The sequence below is a fragment of the Nocardioides segetis genome (genome assembly GCF_051390595.1).
Taxonomy (GTDB): Bacteria; Actinomycetota; Actinomycetes; order Propionibacteriales; family Nocardioidaceae; genus Nocardioides.
This window is the reverse complement of record NZ_JBNINR010000011.1, coordinates 72,230-88,166: the sequence shown is the minus strand read 5'-3', so window position 1 is coordinate 88,166 and position 15,937 is coordinate 72,230. Positions and strand designations below refer to the sequence as shown.

The 15,937-nt window shown below is 75.2% G+C and carries 17 protein-coding genes; 7 read left to right on the top strand and 10 right to left on the bottom strand.

All coding sequences use genetic code 11. From position 1 onward, the window contains the following. Positions 1–94: 94 nt before the first annotated feature. Both ACPZVR_RS18205 and ACPZVR_RS18200 read left to right on the top strand, forming a co-directional pair. The gene (locus tag ACPZVR_RS18205) at positions 95–820 is read left to right on the top strand and encodes a GTP cyclohydrolase II (protein ID WP_436701096.1); all 726 of its coding nucleotides are present in this window, start codon (positions 95–97) and stop codon (positions 818–820) included. Further along, entirely contained in the window at positions 817–1,302 is a 486-nt protein-coding gene (locus tag ACPZVR_RS18200) for a MarR family winged helix-turn-helix transcriptional regulator (RefSeq protein ID WP_436701095.1), read from the top strand. The genes ACPZVR_RS18205 and ACPZVR_RS18200 overlap by 4 nt, the downstream gene beginning before the upstream one ends. Here the strand turns inward: ACPZVR_RS18200 and ACPZVR_RS18195 are convergent, their stop codons facing one another. Beyond that, positions 1,303–1,992 carry a pirin family protein gene (locus ACPZVR_RS18195; RefSeq protein WP_436701094.1) on the bottom strand — a complete coding sequence of 230 codons (690 nt, stop codon included), beginning with the start codon at positions 1,990–1,992 and terminating at the stop codon, positions 1,303–1,305. Positions 1,993–2,029: 37 nt separating this feature from the next. On the opposite strand from ACPZVR_RS18195, the gene ACPZVR_RS18190 reads away from it, so the two are divergent. After that, positions 2,030–3,394: a GH1 family beta-glucosidase gene (locus ACPZVR_RS18190; RefSeq protein ID WP_436701093.1), complete on the top strand. Its 1,365-nt coding sequence runs from the start codon at positions 2,030–2,032 to the stop codon at positions 3,392–3,394. A gap of 4 nt (positions 3,395–3,398) precedes the next feature. Here the strand turns inward: ACPZVR_RS18190 and ACPZVR_RS18185 are convergent, their stop codons facing one another. Genes ACPZVR_RS18185 through ACPZVR_RS18170 form a run of 4 tightly spaced genes read right to left on the bottom strand, consistent with a single transcriptional unit; the run spans position 3,399 to position 6,956 of the window. Then, complete coding sequence (locus ACPZVR_RS18185; protein ID WP_436701092.1) at positions 3,399–4,556, bottom strand: ABC transporter permease; 1,158 nt, start codon at positions 4,554–4,556, stop codon at positions 3,399–3,401. Then, positions 4,553–5,212, bottom strand: coding sequence for an ABC transporter ATP-binding protein (locus tag ACPZVR_RS18180; protein WP_436701091.1), 660 nt, complete (start codon positions 5,210–5,212; stop codon positions 4,553–4,555). The genes ACPZVR_RS18185 and ACPZVR_RS18180 overlap by 4 nt, the downstream gene beginning before the upstream one ends. After that, positions 5,209–6,267 carry a peptidoglycan-binding protein gene (locus ACPZVR_RS18175; protein WP_436701090.1) on the bottom strand — a complete coding sequence of 353 codons (1,059 nt, stop codon included), beginning with the start codon at positions 6,265–6,267 and terminating at the stop codon, positions 5,209–5,211. The genes ACPZVR_RS18180 and ACPZVR_RS18175 overlap by 4 nt, the downstream gene beginning before the upstream one ends. A gap of 14 nt (positions 6,268–6,281) precedes the next feature. Next, on the bottom strand, positions 6,282–6,956 hold the full coding sequence (locus ACPZVR_RS18170; RefSeq protein WP_436701089.1) for a hypothetical protein: 675 nt from the start codon (positions 6,954–6,956) through the stop codon (positions 6,282–6,284). A 78-nt stretch (positions 6,957–7,034) separates the two neighbouring features. On the opposite strand from ACPZVR_RS18170, the gene ACPZVR_RS18165 reads away from it, so the two are divergent. Then, positions 7,035–7,712 (top strand): response regulator transcription factor, encoded by a 678-nt coding sequence (locus ACPZVR_RS18165; RefSeq protein ID WP_436701088.1) that lies wholly within the window; start codon positions 7,035–7,037, stop codon positions 7,710–7,712. A gap of 7 nt (positions 7,713–7,719) precedes the next feature. Continuing rightward, entirely contained in the window at positions 7,720–9,387 is a 1,668-nt protein-coding gene (locus ACPZVR_RS18160; RefSeq protein ID WP_436701087.1) for a sensor histidine kinase, read from the top strand. Between the two features lie 42 nt (positions 9,388–9,429). On the opposite strand, the gene ACPZVR_RS18155 is transcribed toward ACPZVR_RS18160, so the two are convergent. Beyond that, positions 9,430–10,974, bottom strand: a complete 1,545-nt coding sequence (locus ACPZVR_RS18155) for a hypothetical protein (RefSeq protein WP_436701086.1) — start codon at positions 10,972–10,974, stop codon at positions 9,430–9,432. Positions 10,975–11,030: 56 nt separating this feature from the next. Here ACPZVR_RS18155 and ACPZVR_RS18150 point away from each other — a divergent pair, with 56 nt between their 5' ends. Then, positions 11,031–11,996 (top strand): NADPH:quinone oxidoreductase family protein, encoded by a 966-nt coding sequence (locus ACPZVR_RS18150; protein WP_436701085.1) that lies wholly within the window; start codon positions 11,031–11,033, stop codon positions 11,994–11,996. A gap of 12 nt (positions 11,997–12,008) precedes the next feature. Continuing rightward, the gene (locus ACPZVR_RS18145) at positions 12,009–13,202 is read left to right on the top strand and encodes a hypothetical protein (RefSeq protein ID WP_436701084.1); all 1,194 of its coding nucleotides are present in this window, start codon (positions 12,009–12,011) and stop codon (positions 13,200–13,202) included. 93 nt (positions 13,203–13,295) lie between these two features. Here ACPZVR_RS18145 and ACPZVR_RS18140 read toward each other — a convergent pair whose 3' ends face one another. The 4 genes from ACPZVR_RS18140 to ACPZVR_RS18125 form a co-directional block, all read right to left on the bottom strand. Further along, positions 13,296–14,162, bottom strand: coding sequence for an alpha/beta hydrolase family protein (locus tag ACPZVR_RS18140; RefSeq protein WP_436701083.1), 867 nt, complete (start codon positions 14,160–14,162; stop codon positions 13,296–13,298). Between the two features lie 121 nt (positions 14,163–14,283). After that, positions 14,284–14,736: a methyltransferase family protein gene (locus ACPZVR_RS18135; RefSeq protein WP_436701082.1), complete on the bottom strand. Its 453-nt coding sequence runs from the start codon at positions 14,734–14,736 to the stop codon at positions 14,284–14,286. A gap of 70 nt (positions 14,737–14,806) precedes the next feature. Further along, positions 14,807–15,322, bottom strand: coding sequence for a CAP domain-containing protein (locus ACPZVR_RS18130; RefSeq protein ID WP_436701081.1), 516 nt, complete (start codon positions 15,320–15,322; stop codon positions 14,807–14,809). Between the two features lie 33 nt (positions 15,323–15,355). Next, a complete protein-coding gene (locus tag ACPZVR_RS18125; protein ID WP_436701080.1) occupies positions 15,356–15,904 on the bottom strand; it encodes a CAP domain-containing protein in 549 nt (182 codons plus the stop codon). Between the last annotated feature and the right edge of the window lie 33 nt (positions 15,905–15,937).

The following is a 15,937-nucleotide window of genomic DNA, read 5'->3' as shown; positions in this document are numbered from 1 at the left end:
GCCGCGCCACCGGTCGGCCCGCCGACCAGGAATAACCCGGCCGGAGCGCGCCTTGGGTCTCCATCATTTCAAGTTTGAAATAACGGAGCGACCCATGACGACCTGCCCTACCCGCGCCCGGCGGACGCACTCCGTCGGCGAGCCCGCCGAGGTGCCGGAGATCCCGCGCGTCGCCGACCTGCCGGCGGCCGTGCGGACCCGCGTGGTCGTGCCGCTGCGCTTCGCCGACGGCTACGAGACGTCCGCCGACGTCCTCACCTTCGACGGCCTGGTGGACGGCCGCGAGCACCTGCTGCTCGGTCTCGGCCCGTGGCGCGAGCGCCTCGCGGACGGGCCGCCCGACGGTGCCGCGCCGCTGGTGCGCCCGCACAGCGAGTGCCTGACCGGTGACGTCTTCGGCTCGCAGCGCTGCGACTGCGGTCCGCAGCTGCGCGAGGCCGTCGAGCGGATCGCCGCCGAGGGCGGCTTCCTGCTCTACCTGCGTCAGGAGGGACGGGGCATCGGCCTCTACGCCAAGCTCGACGCCTACGCCCTCCAGGACGCCGGCCTCGACACCTACGAGGCCAACGTGGCACTCGGGCGCGGCGAGGACGAGCGCGACTACCGGGCCGCCGCGCAGATGCTGCGCGCCGTGGGCGCCGAACGGATCCGGCTGCTCAGCAACAACCCCGACAAGGCGCGCCAGCTCGAGGCCTACGGCGTGACCGTCGCGGAGCGGGTCCCGACCGGGGTGCACCTGTCGCCCGCCAACGAGCGCTACCTGACGGTGAAGCGCGACCACACCGCCCACACCCTCGACCTGTCCGGTCGGCCCGCATGACCGGCACGACCGCCACCGCCGAACCGCGCTGGCTCGACGAGCAGGAGATGGCGGCCTGGCTGCCCCTGATCCGGGTCGTCCAGGAGCTGCCGCAGGCGATCGACCGGCGGCTGCGGGAGGAGGCCGGCATCACCCACACGTACTACGCGATGCTCGCCAACCTCGCCGCCGCCCCGGACCGGATGCTGACCATGGGCGAGCTGGCCCGGCTCACCGCGACCAGCCCGTCGCGGCTCACCCATGCGGTCGCCGTGCTCGAGCAGCGCGGCTGGGTCACCAAGGAGCACTGCCCGAGCGACCGGCGCAGCCAGTACGCCGTCCTCACCGACGCCGGTCAGGAACTGCTGGAGCGGATCGCCCCGGGCCACGTCGCCCAGGTGCGGGAGCTGGTCTTCGACCGGCTCACCCCGGACCAGGTGCGCAGCCTGGCCGACATCGCGACGGCGCTCGTCGCGCCCGGAGGCCCGCTCGGCGACGCCTGATCAGGCGAACGACCAGACCAGGATCTCGGTCGGCACCGCCGCGGTCACGTCGTACGACGTCCCGTCGGTCACGCACAGTGCGTCGCCCGCGGCCAGCGGCTCGGCCAGCGAGGAGCGGAGCAGCGCGCCGGTCGCCAGGAAGGCGTGCACGCGCGCGGCGGCCGGCAGGGTCAGCGACTCACCGGCCCCGAGCCGGGCCACCCCGAGCGTCGCCCCCGCCACCCGCACCGACAGCGGACCGCCGTCGCCGACCAGGCGGACCAGCCCCGCGCCGGGCGCGGCCTCGGAGGTGGCGCGCGCGTAGCGGGGAGGGGTGTCGGGGTCGTCGGGAGTGAGCCACACCTGGACGAACCTGGCCGGCCCGTCGGCGCCGGCCAGCTCGGAGTGACGCACGCCCGCGCCCGCCGACAGCACGCCGCAGTCGCCGGCATGGAGCGTCTCCTCGGCACCCGTGCCGTCGCGATGCACGACGGAGCCGGAGACCACCCAGGTGACGATCTCGAGGCCCGCATGCGGGTGCTCCTCGAAGCCGGTGCCGCGCCCGAGCACGTGGTCGTCGTGACACACCATCGGCCCGAAGGAGAGGCGCTCGGGGTCGAGGTGCGGGCCGAAGGAGAACCCGTGGTGGCTCAGCCGCCCGGGCTCTCGCTCGACGAACCGGGCGGTTCCCCTGCGGATCTCGACGCTCACGTGTCAGATTGTGCCGGTGTCATGGGAGGCTGGTCCGATGGGGGACAGGGTGGGGGATCTGGCGCGCCGACTTCCGGCCGACTTCCGGTTCGGCACCAGCACGGCGTCGTACCAGATCGAGGGCGCCGTGACCGAGGACGGCCGTGGCCCGTCGGTGTGGGACACCTTCTGCGCGGAGCCGGGGCGCATCGTCGACGGCTCCAGCGGCGCGGTCGCCTGCGACCACTACCACCGCTGGCCCGAGGACGTCGCGCTGATGCGCACACTGGGCGCATCCGGCTATCGCTTCTCGATCGCCTGGCCGCGGATCCAGCCCGCGGGCTCGGGTGCGGTCAACCAGGCGGGCCTCGACTTCTACGACCGACTCGTCGACGGCCTGCTCGAGGCCGGCATCAAGCCGATGGCGACGCTCTACCACTGGGACCTGCCCCAGGCCCTCGAGGACGACGGGGGCTGGCTCAACCGCGCGACGGTCGACCGGTTCGCCGACTACGCCGCGATCGTCGGCGAGCGTCTCGCCGACCGGGTCACCGACTGGGTGCCGGTCAACGAGCCCAACGTCGTCACCCTGATGGGGTACGCCGTGGCGATGCATGCGCCGGGCAAGGCGCTGATGTTCGAGGCGCTGCCCGTGGGGCACCACCTGCTCGTCGCCCACGGCCGGGCGGCGATCGCGCTGCGTGCGGCCGGCGCGACGAGCGTCGGCTGCGCCAACAACCACGCGCCGATCTGGCCGGCCAGCGACGACCCGGCCGACGTGGGTGCCGCGAAGCTCTTCGACATGCTGTGGAACGCCCACTACCTGGAGGGCATGCTCCTCGGGCGCTACGCCGACGACCTGATGATGCTGCTGGAGCCGCACGTGCGCGACGGCGACTTCGCGACCATGCGCCAGCCGCTCGACTTCTACGGCGTCAACTACTACAACCCGATGCGGATCGCGGCCGCCCATGAGACCGCCGAGCTCCCGTTCGAGTTCCGCGAGGTGCTCGGCTATCCGGTGACCGATTTCGGCTGGCCGGTCGTGCCGGACGCCCTGCGCGAGTGGCTGATCACGTTCCGGGCCCGGTTCCGCGCGGCCGTCCCGCCGATCGTGATCACCGAGTCCGGCTGCTCCTACGGTGCCGGGCCCGACGAGCACGGCGTCGTCGACGACCACCAGCGCGTCGACTACCACGCGCTGCACCTGACGGCGGTCGCCGAGGCGATCGAGCGCGGTGTCGACGTCCGCGGCTACTACGCCTGGTCGCTCATCGACAACTTCGAGTGGTCCGAGGGCTACACCCAGCGCTTCGGCCTCGTGCACGTCGACTACGAGACCCAGCGGCGCACGCCGAAGCGGTCGTTCAACTGGTACGCCGCGCTGGTCGCCGAGCACGCCCGACGGTCCGCCGAGGCCTGACCGGTCACGTCGCCAGGGCCTCGGTCGGAGGCAGCCGCGCGGCGCGCACGGCGGGATAGAGGCCGGCGAGGGCGCCGACGAGCACCGACCCGGCCAGTCCGCCGGCGAGCGCGGGCAGCGGCACGACGAGGGGCCATCCGCGCGTCGCCGCGAAGCCGACCGTGCCGACCACGCCTCCGACGACGCCGGTCGTGCCGCCGAGCACGGACAGCAGCACCGCCTCGGTGAGGAACTGGCGTCGTACGTCCTTGCGGCGGGCCCCCAGCGCGCGGCGCAGCCCGATCTCGCGGCGACGCTCCAGGACGCCGACGATCATCGTGTTCGCGACGCCGATGCCGCCGACCGCGAGCGCGACGCCGGCCAGGCCGAGGAACAGCGCGGAGAACGTGCCCTGGGCGGCTCGTTTGGCGGCGAGGGCGTCGCTCGGCCGGCTCACGCCCACCAGTCCGGGCAGGTCGGGACTGAGGGTGGCCGGCAACACGTCGCGCACCGCCTCGACCCGGCTCTCGGCCGCGCGCAGGTAGACGACGCTCGGGTGCCCGTCGAAGCCGAGCTCGCGCGCGGCGTCCCAGCCGACCAGCACGGACTGCTCGAGCTCCGGGGTCAGCGGCATCGGCGCGAGGATGCCGACGACGGTGAGCCGGGCGTCGCCGACCGTGATCTGCGGCGGCCGTGCGGGATCGAGACGGGTGATGCCCAGCCAGTGCGCCGCCTGGACGCCGAGGACGGCGGTCGGCAGCCGGGGGGCGGCCAGGAAGGCGCCGCTCGCCAGCCGGCCGCGGATCGTCCCGAGCAGGTCGCCGGTCGCGGCCAGGACCACGATGCCCGCGGTGTCGTTGGGGTCGGCGAGCGGGGTACGCCGGACACGGGCGTCGAGGCTCGCGACCGCGCTGGCCGCCTCGACCGGTCCGATCCGCCGCACCATCGCCGCGGCCTGCTCGGGGAGCTCGGGCGCGTCCTCGCTGGCCGCGGAGGGCTGGGCGACGAGGATGTCGGTGCCGAGCGCGGTGAGGCGGCGGTCCAGGTCGGCCTGCCCGCTCGCCGGGATACCGGTGACCAGCACCAGCGTCGCGATGCCCAGGGCGATCCCGATGGCGCTCATGACGGCGCGTCCGGGGCGCCCGCGGACGCCGCGCCAGGCCTCGTGCAGCGCGTCGGTCACGGCGTGATCCTCCCGTCGCGGATCTCGACCCGTCGGCTGAATGTGTCCGCCACGGTCGGGTCGTGGGTGATCAGGACGATGGTGGTGCCCTGGGCGTGCAGCTCCCGGAAGAGTGCGAGCACCTGCCGACCGGTGCCCTGGTCCAGGGCGCCGGTCGGCTCGTCGGCGAGCACCAGGGCCGGCCGGTTGACGAGAGCCCGGGCGATGCCGACCCGTTGCCGTTCGCCGCCGGAGAGCTGGTGCGGGAGGTGGTCGCGCCGGTGCCCGAGACCGACACGGTCGAGCGCCTCCTCGGCGCGGCTCCTGCGGTGACGGCGCGGGGTCCCGGCGTACCGCAGGCCCACGGCGACGTTCTCGACCGCCGTGAGCCGGTCGGTGAGGTGCGACTGCTGGAAGACGAAGCCCAGCCACCGGGACCTGAGCCGCGACAGGGCGTCGTCGCTCAGCGCGGTGGCGTCCTCGCCGGCGATGTGGATCCTCCCGTCGCTCGGACGGTCGAGCGTGCCCATCAGGTGCAACAGGGTCGACTTGCCGGAGCCCGACGGCCCGACGATCGCCAGGTCCTCGCCCGCGCCGATGGTCAGGTCGACGTCGCGCAGCGCGACCACGCCGCCGGCGTACTCCTTGCTCACGCCGGCCAGCTCGAGGACGCTCACTGCGCGACCACCACCGACGCACCGGTCTCGATGCCGTCGACCTCGACCTCGCCGTCGGCGACCATCCCGATCTCGACCGGGACGAGGGTGCCGTCGGGGCGCTCCAGCGCGTAGCCGCCCCCGGCGAGCGCGAGGAGCGCGGTGACCGGCACGTGCCGGACGTCGTGATGGGCGGCGGTGACGAGCACGGCGGTGACCGGACCCGACTCCGCCCCGGCGAGCGCGCCGCCCGTGCGGGGGCGGACGACCACCGGGACGGTCGCCGGGCTGCCGTCGTCGGACGACGTGGGCCGCCCGACGTGCTGCACCTCGGTGCGGACCACGGTGCCGTCGCCCAGGGTCACCCGGATCCTCCGGCCGGGCGCGACGTCCTGCGCGTCCGTCTCGAGCAGGTCGAGCGTCAGCACCTTGGCGGTCGTCGTGACCGTCATGACGGGTGCGGCGGCCGGGTCGCCGACCTGTGCGGCGAGGCCGTCCACCCGGACCGGGCCGGCGCTGACGACGACATTGCCGGGCCCGAGCACGCCGGTGGGCTCCTCGTCCCGGGCCGACTGCCAGGCGCGGACCGCGGAGACGAGGCTGCCGGAGTACGTCGCGTCCCGCGTCGTGCCGTCGTAGAAGCCGAGCGCCGCCAGGTTGCGGGCGACGAGGTCGACGTCGTTGCCGCGCTGGTACTGCACCGGAGGCGGCGGGGGACCGTCGTCGGCGGGCGGCTCGGGCGGTGCCGGCACCGCGAGCTCGCGGTAGAGCGGCAGCTCGCCGTAGAACAGGGTGACCGGCGCGTCGTCGACACGGTAGAGCTGCCGGCCGCGGGCCACGGTGACGCCGGCGCTGGGCAGCCAGGTGACGATGCCGTCCCCGGCGCCGGTCACGGTCCGCGGGGCGCCGTAGCCGAGCGTGCCGGTGAGCCGGACGCTCCGCCGCAGCGTGCCCTCCTGGACGGTGACGGTCGGCCGGGAGTCGGTGGGCTCGGCCGCCGGCGCGGCGTCACCGCCGGCGAGCAGTCGGTAGCCGGCGCCGCAGGTGGCCGCCACGACGAGCACGGCCACCAGCACGAGACGGCTCCTCCTCACTGTCCGAACGCCTCGATCAGGCAGTCGTCCTCGAGGCGCGCGCTGTCGTCGGGCACCGGGTGTCCCTCGGCGTAGGTCCAGTCGAGGCTGTCGTGGGTGAGCAGCTCCACGAACAGTCCGCCCTTCCGGAGACAGGCGACGTACGCCAGCGACTGCTGGTGGAAGTCCGGGTTGGTCGCCGCCTCGAGCTCGGGCGGCATGACCGGCAGCTTGGACAGGCACGCGGCGCTCGCCGCGGCCGGGACCGGCTCGAGCACCAGCGGGCCGACCGGGTTGCCGTTGCCGTCGTCGCCGGGGGCGGCGGCGACCGCGGCCCCTTCACGACCGGTGTTCTCCTTCGCGCCGTTATCGAGCAGGCACTGGTTGTAGGCGACCTGGAGCGCCGTACGCCGCTGCGGGCTGTCGTCGATGCGCAGCTGCGGCCGCCCCGCGGTCGGCCCGGAGTCGTCGGTGCCGGCGCCGGCGACGTCCCCGTCGGCGGAGCCGTCCGCGTCGTCGGCCCCTGCGCCGGCCGGCGCGGTCGGGCCCGATGCTCCGGAGGAGACCGGGGCGTCGTTCGGCCCGGCCGGCAGGCTGGCGACGCGGGGCTCGTCGCTCGGCGACGCGCAGCCGAGGAGGAGCAGCGCGAACAGTGCGGCGAGGACGGGGGACATCGATCGTCGGGTCGTCATGCGGCGACCCTGACGGGGGAGTGTTAGGGACCTGTCAGCGTCGTGTTGGCTGCTCGTCAGTCTCACTATCCTCGGGACGTGTCCAGGATCGTGGTCGCCGAGGACGACCCCAAGCAGGCCGAGCTCATCCGTCGCTACGCCGTGGCCGAGGGGCACGAGGTCACGGTGGTCGCGGACGGGCGGGCCGCTCTCGACGAGGTGCGCCGGCGTACCCCCGACCTGCTCGTGCTCGACGTGATGATGCCCCGGGTCGACGGCATGGACGTGTGCCGGATCCTGCGCGGATCGCCCGGCTCGGAGGCGGTGCCGATCCTGATGCTGACCGCGCGCCGGGGCGAGGACGACCTGCTGTTGGGGCTCGACCTGGGCGCCGACGACTACCTGACCAAGCCGTACTCCCCGCGGGAGCTGATGGCCCGCGCCCGCGCGCTGCTCCGGCGGTCCCGCCTCACCTCCGCCGCGGCCCCGCAGCCCGTCACCGTCGGCGCGCTGACGGTGTCGCCCGCGACGCACACGGTGACCTTCCACGGTCGCGACGTCGACGTGACCCCTGGTGAGTTCGCCCTGCTCGCGGCGCTCACGTCCCAGCCGGGCAGGGTCTTCACCCGCGACCAGCTGCTCCGGGCCGTCCACGGTCTCGACGGGTACGTCTCGCGCCGCAGCGTCGACGTCCACGTCGTCCAGCTCCGCAAGAAGCTCGAGGCCTCGTTGATCCGCACGGTGTACGGCGTCGGCTACTCCCTGGCCACGACGTGACGACGCGGTGAGGGTCCCGTGGCACCGGTCGCTGTTCGTGCGGCTGTTCCTCATCGGAGCGGTGATCGCGGTGGTGGCGGTCGTGGCCGCGACCTGGGCGACGGTGCGCTCGACGACGGTCGCGGTCCAGCAGGAGCAGCGGCAGTCGTTGCACGCCGACGCCACGACCTACGACGAGCTGGTCGGCTACGCCGCCGCCCACACCTCCTGGTCGGGGGCCGCCGCGCTGGTCGACCGGTTGGCGGCGGCGAGCGGCTCGTCGGTCACGGTGACCGACGAGACGGGGCGGGTGCTCGTCTCGTCGACCGGTGCCACGGCACCGAGGACGCCGGCCTCCGCGCGGGCGGAGATCGACCCGCTCGACGTCGACGTGGCGCTGCTCTCCTCCGCGTCGGCCCCCACCGGCCGGACGGCGCCGGAGCCGGTCGCGGCCCCGTGCGAGGAGCGGGCGGGCGGCACCGCCTGCGGACGCTTCGTCGTGCCGCCCGGGAGCGCGGTCGACCCGCGCGCCCTGGGACCGTACGCGCCGCCCTACGACCGCGCCGCGTGGTCCCGGTTGCAGCAGCGGGTGGACCGCTGCCTGGCCCGCGGCGGGCAGCGGCCGGTGCTCGCACTGGGGGCGGACTTCTCCGCCGTCGTCGGCGACCCGGACGGCCACGATCGCGTGGCCCGCTGCGTCGACAGGTCGCGGCGGGCCCTCCTGGCGCCGTACGTCGCTCCTCCGGCGCTGCTCTTCGTGGGGTCCGGGCCCGCGCAGCCCTCGGTGTTCTGGGACCTGTCCGGCGACTCGCAGCTGCGCATCGCGCTGCTCGCGGGCGCGGTCCTGCTGCTCACCCTGGTCCTGTCGGCGCTGCTCGCCGCCTATGTCGTGCGACCGCTCCGGGCGCTGGCCCTGGCGGCGGGCCGTGCGGGCTCCGGCGACCTGGCCGCGCGGGCACCCGCGCGGCGCAGCGACGAGGTGGGTGAGCTCGCCCGTGCCTTCAACGACATGGCGGCTCGGCGTGAGCAGCTCGAGTCCGCGCGGCGTCGACTGGTCTCCGACGTCTCGCACGAGCTGCGCACCCCGCTCGCCAACGTCCGGGGGTGGATCGAGGCGGCGCAGGACGGCCTCGCCCCGCTGGACGCCCAGCTGCTGTCGTCGGTGCACGAGGAGGCGCTGCACCTCGAGCGGCTCGTCGACGACCTGCACGACCTGTCCCTCGGCGACGCCGGCGAGCTCCGGCTCGCGCCCGCGCCGGTCGTGGCCCTGGACCTGCTCACCCAGGTCGCGGAGTCCTTCGCCTCGCCCCTCCTCACCGTCTCCTGCGCTCCGTCGGTGGTCGTCGAGGCCGACCCGGTCCGGCTGCGGCAGGCCGTGGTCAACCTCGTCGCCAACGCGCTGCGCCACACCCCGCCGACCGGCTCCGTCGTCCTGTCGGCGACGCCGCGGAGCATCACCGTCGCCGACACCGGCGAGGGCATCCCCGCGGAGGAGCTGCCCTGGGTGTTCGATCGCTTCCACCGGGTCGACCGGTCACGCACCCGGGCCACCGGCGGCACCGGTCTCGGGCTGGCCATCGTGCGCCAGATCATGGAGGCGCACCGCGGCACCGCGAGCATCGCCTCGGTGCCGGGCGAGGGCACCACGGTGACCCTGACCTTCCCTGCGCCTCCGGGGGCCGACCCCCGGTCGTGACGTCCGTCGTTCCGTGGGCTCGAGCCCCCACGACGAAGGACGTCAGGACGGGACGGCGGCGAGAGTGCCGCTCACCGAGCGGTGCAGCTCGGCCGCCCGGGCCGCCGCGGCGGCGCTGCGCTCGCCGTCGTCACGCACGGCCGCGGCCTGCCGGTCGATCTGCCGCGCCGTCTCCGCGACCGTGCTCGCGCGGCTCCGGTCGAGCCGGCGGCGCTGGAGCAGGGTGCCCACCACGAGGCCGGCGCCCGCGCACAGCACCAGCAGCCCGAGGAGGAGGAAGCCACCCGACACCACGCCCAGCAGACAGCCGACGGCGCCGAGCCCGAGCAGCCCGATCCCGGCGGGCAGCAGGCGGCGGTCGAGGGGATGGCGACGGTCGAACCCGGTCGCGACCCGCTGCTGCCAGTCGGCGCCGGCACCCTCGCGGTCGACGGTCAGCACCTCGCCGACGACCTCGACGGTCCGCGCGCCCGGTGGGGCCGCGGCGGCCTGCTGCACGAGCTCGTCGCCGATCGCGCCCAGCACGGGTGCCAGTACCCGCCGGGCGACGGCGTACCGGCCCTCGGAGACGGACGTCGCCAGGTCCCGCAGCAGCAGGCTGAGCACGTCTCCGGCGCTCGCGTTCCACGTCGCCGTGTCCGTCGCGATCCGCTCGTCGAGGAAGCCCATGTCGGCGCGGGCCGTGGCCATCCGGTCGAGGATCTCGGCCTCGCCCGGCGAGCCCTCGTCGACCAGGGAGCGCAGACAGTCGGCGATCGGGTCCTCGGGCTCTGGTCCCGTCCCCGAGGCCGGTTCGGACTCCGGCCCGGGTTCCGTACCGGTCCTGGTCCTCGCGGCGGGTACGCCCGAGGTGAGCACCCCGTGCAGCACCTCCAGGTGGGCGGCGGCCCGCTCGGCCGGCAGGGCGTGCCGGTCGCCCGTCGCGTGTCCCTCGAGCCAGGCCGCGACCTCGTCGGGACCGGCGCTGCCGGTGGCGGCGACCTGGCGGGCGAGCGCGTCGGTGAGGGCGTCCACGAACGGCTCCGGCAGCCGGCCGTCCGCGATCGCGAGCCAGACCTGCCGCTGTGCCTGGGTCACGACCAGGGCGTCCGGGAGCAGGCCGTCGGCGGGGGCCGGGGTCCAGCGGGGATCGCGGGTGAGGGCGCCGAGCAGGGTGAGGAAGAGGGCGGTGCGGCCCCGGTCGCGGACGGCGGCCTCGTCGAGCAGCGTCCGACCTCCGGCCTCGCCCCGCGCGCTCGCCGCGACGCCGCGCGCCGCCGCGGCCAGCCAGTACCCGGGGACGTCGGCCGGCTCCGCCGAGGCCCGCAGCGCCGCTCCTCCGGTGGCGACGACGGTCGCGACCACCTCGCGGGCGTAGCGCCGGCAGGCCGCCGCGTCGGCGTACTGCCCGAGCTCGGAGCGGATGTCCTCGTGCTCGACGAGCGCGACCAGGGCGCGGGTCAGCCGGTCGAGCTGGGCCTGCGTGTTGCCCTGATGGGCCCGCATCTGCTCGGCCAGCCGGTTGCGGGCGTGGCGCTCCGCGGCCAGCTGGGCCTCGGCCTCCTCGATCCGCTGGTCTTGCTTCCAGTCCCCCCATGTGCTGCTCACCTGCGGTCCCTGCCCGGCTCCCGGAGCGGGCAAACGCCCCGCGTACGCTCCGGACCATGCGCGCAGTCCAGGTCGTCACCACCAGCGGTCCCGCCGATGTCGTCGTCCGGGAGGTGGCCGACCCGACGCCCGGTCCCGACGACGTCCTGGTCGAGGTGCACAGCGTCGGGGTGTCCTTCCCCGACCTCCTCCTCAGCCGCGGCCAGTACCAGCTCCGCCCGGAGCCGCCGTTCACCCTGGGCGTCGACTACGCCGGCGTCGTGGTGTCCGGACCCGGCTTCGAGCCCGGCCAGCGCGTCGTCGGCGTCGGCGGGTACGGCGGCGCGGCCGAGCTGGTCGCCGGACCGCGATCGTCCACGTTCGCGCTGCCGGACGGCGTGGGCTTCGACGAGGCGGTCGCGCTGCCGATGAACTACCTCACGGCCCTCTTCGCCCTCGACGAGCGGGCCGGGCTGCGCCCGGACGAGACCGTGCTCGTCCACGGTGCGGCCGGCGGTGTCGGCACCGCCACCCTCCAGGTCGCGAAGGGCCTCGGCGCCCGGACCGTCGCCGTGGTCAGCACCGAGGAGAAGGCGGCGTACGCGCGGGCCGCGGGTGCCGACGAGACCGTCCTGTTCGACGGCTTCAAGGACGCCGTCCACAAGCTCACCGGCGGCCGGGGCGTCGACGTCGTCCTCGACGTGGTCGGCGGGGACGCCTTCACGGACTCGCTGCGGGTGCTGGCACCGCAGGGCCGCCTCCTCGTCGTCGGCTTCGCGGCCGGCGCGGGCATCCCCGAGGTCAAGGTCAACCGGCTGCTGCTCAACAACATCGACGTCCGCGGCGTCGGCTGGGGCGCCTACGCCTTCGCCCGGCCCGAGTACCTCCAGCAGCAGTGGTCGCAGCTGGTGCCGATGATCGAGTCCGGAGTCGTCAAGCCGCCCGTCGGCAAGGTCTACCCGATGGCCGAGTTCGGCCGGGCACTGTCCGACATGGACGCCCGCGCGGCGCTCGGCAAGCTCGTCGTGCGCCTGCGCGACTGACCGGACGGCGCGATGCGGCGACTCGTCGCCTACCTGTCCGGCTGGAGCCGCGGCGGCGCGGGGCGCGCGGCCGCGATCCTGGTCGTCGCCAACCTCGGCGCCGTGGCCCTCGCCTGGGCCGGATGGGCCCTGTTCCTGCTCCCCGCGTTCTACGACACCCGGGTGCTGCCGGCGATCGTGATGTGGGCCTTCGCGATCGTCGTCTCGATGACGCTCATGCTGACGCTCGGCTTCTGGGGCACGGTCGCGACCCGGGGCGTCGGACACGGCGAGCACCTGGCGGCGTTCACCCCGGGCACGGCGATCGGGCTGGGCCTGCTCCGGTGGGCCCTGCAGATCGTGATGATCGGCGGCGTCTTCGCCGCGGCGGTGGTCACCACCGTCGACATGCGCTGGTGGCACGTCGTCGGCACCGACGAGATCCGCGCGCTGCCGGACCGGGTGGCCGCGCTGCCGATCCCCGACGACTGGCAGCGGACGTCCGCCGAGAAGGGCGACGACGGCGGCAACCACCACCCGAACATGCGCCACTGGCTGACCTACGACGTGCCGGCGACGTACACCTTCGCCGACCTGAAGGCGTGGCTGTCCTCGCCGGCCTGGTCCGACTCGTCGCGGGGGCGGTCCTTCGGCGCCATCCGCGTCGTGCGCTGCGACGCGGAGCAGCAGGACTGCCGGGCGCAGGTGGTCCCGCCGGAGGGGGCGGAGCCGGAGTACTTCGTGTACGTACGGCGCAGCGACCCCTCGCCGTACGACCCCGACGTGGCCGAGGTCGACGTCCAGGTCGTCTACCGGCAGTACGTCGAGCCGGACTGGGAGGTCGGTGCCGACGTGGTGGCGCGGTCCCGTTCGATCCCGGTCCCCGAGGACTGGATCCGCTACGACGAGGACGCGTCCGACAGCGACAGCGGGGAGTCGTTCAGCCGCCACTTCGGCGTGCCCGAGACCTTCGCCCCGGCCGACCTCGAGGCGTGGCTCACCGGGCCGGCCTTCACCGCCCCGGATGCCGGGGCGCCGTTCGGCGCGATCACCCTGGACGAGTGCCGGACCTTCGACCGGGTGCGCCACCGCTGCGACGCGACCGTCGACGCCAGCTGGTACACCGACGCCTCCGCGATGGAGCGCGCGACGGAGTGGATCGAGGCGACGCTCGACACGACCGACCACACCGTGCGGGTCTCGTTGCGGCGCGTCGAGCGCCGCTGAGCCTGCTCACGGGCCTCCGCGGTGCCCGGCGGCGGTGCCCGGCGGCGGTGCGCGGCGGCGGCCGGCGAGGCGACGGGCCGGCGAGGCGACGGGTCAGACCGAGCCGCGGATCCACGCGGCGACGGTGTCCGCGAGGGGCAGCGGCCGCGCGTCCCCGTCGAGGAGCAGGTCGTAGCCGTGCCCGGACTCGGCCGGCTCGAACCGGCTGCCCGCGGGCGCCAGGTCGACGATCGCCTGCGCGCCGCTGACCTGGTCGTCGCCCTCGGCGTCCGCCATCGCGACGAGCACGGGCACCCGCAGGGCCCGGCCGCCGTCGACGACCTCGATGCCCTCCCAGTCGACCGGCCCGGAGAGGTCCACCGCCGCATCGACGCCGTCGTGGGTGGCCGCGGTCATCAGCGCGACGCTGCCGCCCATCGACGCGCCGACGACGACCACCCGGGAAGCCTGCAGCCGGGTCCGCGCCTCGCGCACCGCCACGCCGACGGCATCGACCTGCGCCGGGCCCGTCCGGTCGCCCGTGCACTCCGACTCGGCGTACCCGCACAGGTCGATGGCCAGCACCTGCAGCCCCGGCTCCGCGACCAGGTCGGCGGCGTACGGCAGCCATCCGCACAGGCCGTTCCCGTCGGTCTGGTGCAGGAGGACCGCCACCGTCGGCCCGGTCCCGGCCGTCACCGCGGCGATCCTGCCGACCTCCCGGTCCGCGAGCACCGCCGGCGTGAACCCCGCCTCCGCCACGTCGGCCGGCTGCGGTCCGCAGCGCGCGAGCGGTCCGTCGAGGACCTGCCACGGGGCCTCGGTCGCCGTCTCGCTCGTCGATGGGGTCGCCGACCCGGTGGTCGATTCGGTGGTCGATCCGGTGGTCGGCGCGCTGTCCGGCTCGTCGGTGCCCCCGCACCCGGCGAGCGCGACGGTCGCCGCGAGGAGCGTCGTCACTGCCCCGATGCGTGATCTCATCGGGTCATTGTGGGTCAGCGGGGGCGCCCGGGGGAGGGATCAGCGCCGGGCGCGCCGAGAGCCGAGGTGTCGTCGCACCGGGCCGCCCGGGAACGCAGTCACGGCGCGACGAGACCAGCGCTCAGCGAGGTGCGCGCGGGAGCCAGCGCGGCACCCGGGCCCGGTAGTCGGCGTAGGCCTCGCCGAAGTTGCGCTCCATCGCGGCCTCCTCCGCCGGGATCTGGAGCCGGTCGATGAGGGCGACGAACGCCGCGACAGGCAGCGGGGTGAGCCAGCCGCCGCGACGCACGGCGTGCGCGGTGAGCAGGCCGGCCATGCCGACGTACATCGGGTTCCGGGTGACGCCGAAGACCCCGCCCGTCACCAGGCTGGACGCCTGGGCGGGATCGAGCGGGTTCACCGTCGTGTGGTGCCGGCGGAATGCCGCCATGGCGCCGGCGTCCAGTCCGAGCGACGCGGCGGCGATCGCCGCGGCAGTGACCTTGCGCGGCCGGCCCACCGGCCGGTCGGGCGCCAGCAGGTGCTGGGCGACGCCGGCGGCCAGGGCGAACACGGGAGGCGGTACGACGGGCACCTGCCGAGCCTCTCAGGCGCACGGCGCCGGGGCAACGGTCGGCACAACACGCGGTCGGGACCCGGTGCGCTCAGCGGCGGACCAGGTCGATCGTCCACCACAGCTGGCGACCCACCGCGTGCACGCCCAGCCCGGCCAGCCGGAACCCGCACTCGAGCAGCACGGCGCGGTGCGGCGGGCTCGCGAGCCATCGCCTCAGGGCGCCGCGGGCACTCATCGGCCCCATGGCCACCACCTCGCCGACGCGGGACGCGTCGGCGTACCCCGCCGCGGCGATGCGCTCCCGCAGGCCCGCCTCGCCCGGTACCTGATGGGAGAGAGTGCGCTGGGAGGCCATCGCCACGGAGTGGGCGAGCGCCGTCGCGTGGAGGCCGTCCACCGCGCGCAGCGGCCGACAGCCGGCCTTGCGCCGGACGCGGTTGACCCGGCCGAGGAGTCGCACCTCGATCCGGGCCGTGTCCACCGCCGGTGGGGTGCCCGCGGCCGTGACCCGGCCGTCGGCCGACGGGTGAGCGGCGACCCACGGTGCCGGGAGGAGCGTCAGCAGGGTCGCCGCGACGGTCAGGAGCAGGGATGCCGCGCGCACGCAGAGCATCATGGCGGGGATCGGGCCGGTGCGTCAGCGGCGTCCGAAGTCCTGGGTCCACCACAGGCGGGGTCCCTGTCGGACCACGCCGACGCCGAGCTCGCGCAGACCGCAGTCCATGATGTTGGCCCGATGGCCAGGGCTCTCCATCCAGGCCCGCATCACCGCGCCGGGCGTCGCATAGCCGGTCGCGATGTTCTCGGCGAGGCGTCGCCAGTCGCGGTAGCCCGCCGCCGTGGCCCGTTGGCCGAGCGTGGGCTCGCCGGGCAGGTAGTGCGCCATGGTCCGCGCCGCCGCCATGGCGACGGTGTGGGCGCGGGCCGCCTGACGCAGCCTGCGGTGCGGCCGGACCGCAGGACATCCGGCCTCGGCCCGGTGGCGGTTCACGATGCGGAGCACCCGCTGCTCCAGGTCCGGGACGAGGACCAGGTCCTCCCCGTCCCCGGCGCTGCCGGGGGCGCCCGCTGCCACCGTCGCGGCCATGTCCGGCGCCGCCGCCCCCGCCGCGGCGGGGAGCGGGACCACGACGACGAGGGCACCGAGGAGCGCCGTCAGGGCGGATCGGGAGCAGCGGAGCGACATGCCTCCGATCGTCCTGTCCGGCGGCGCCGTGGC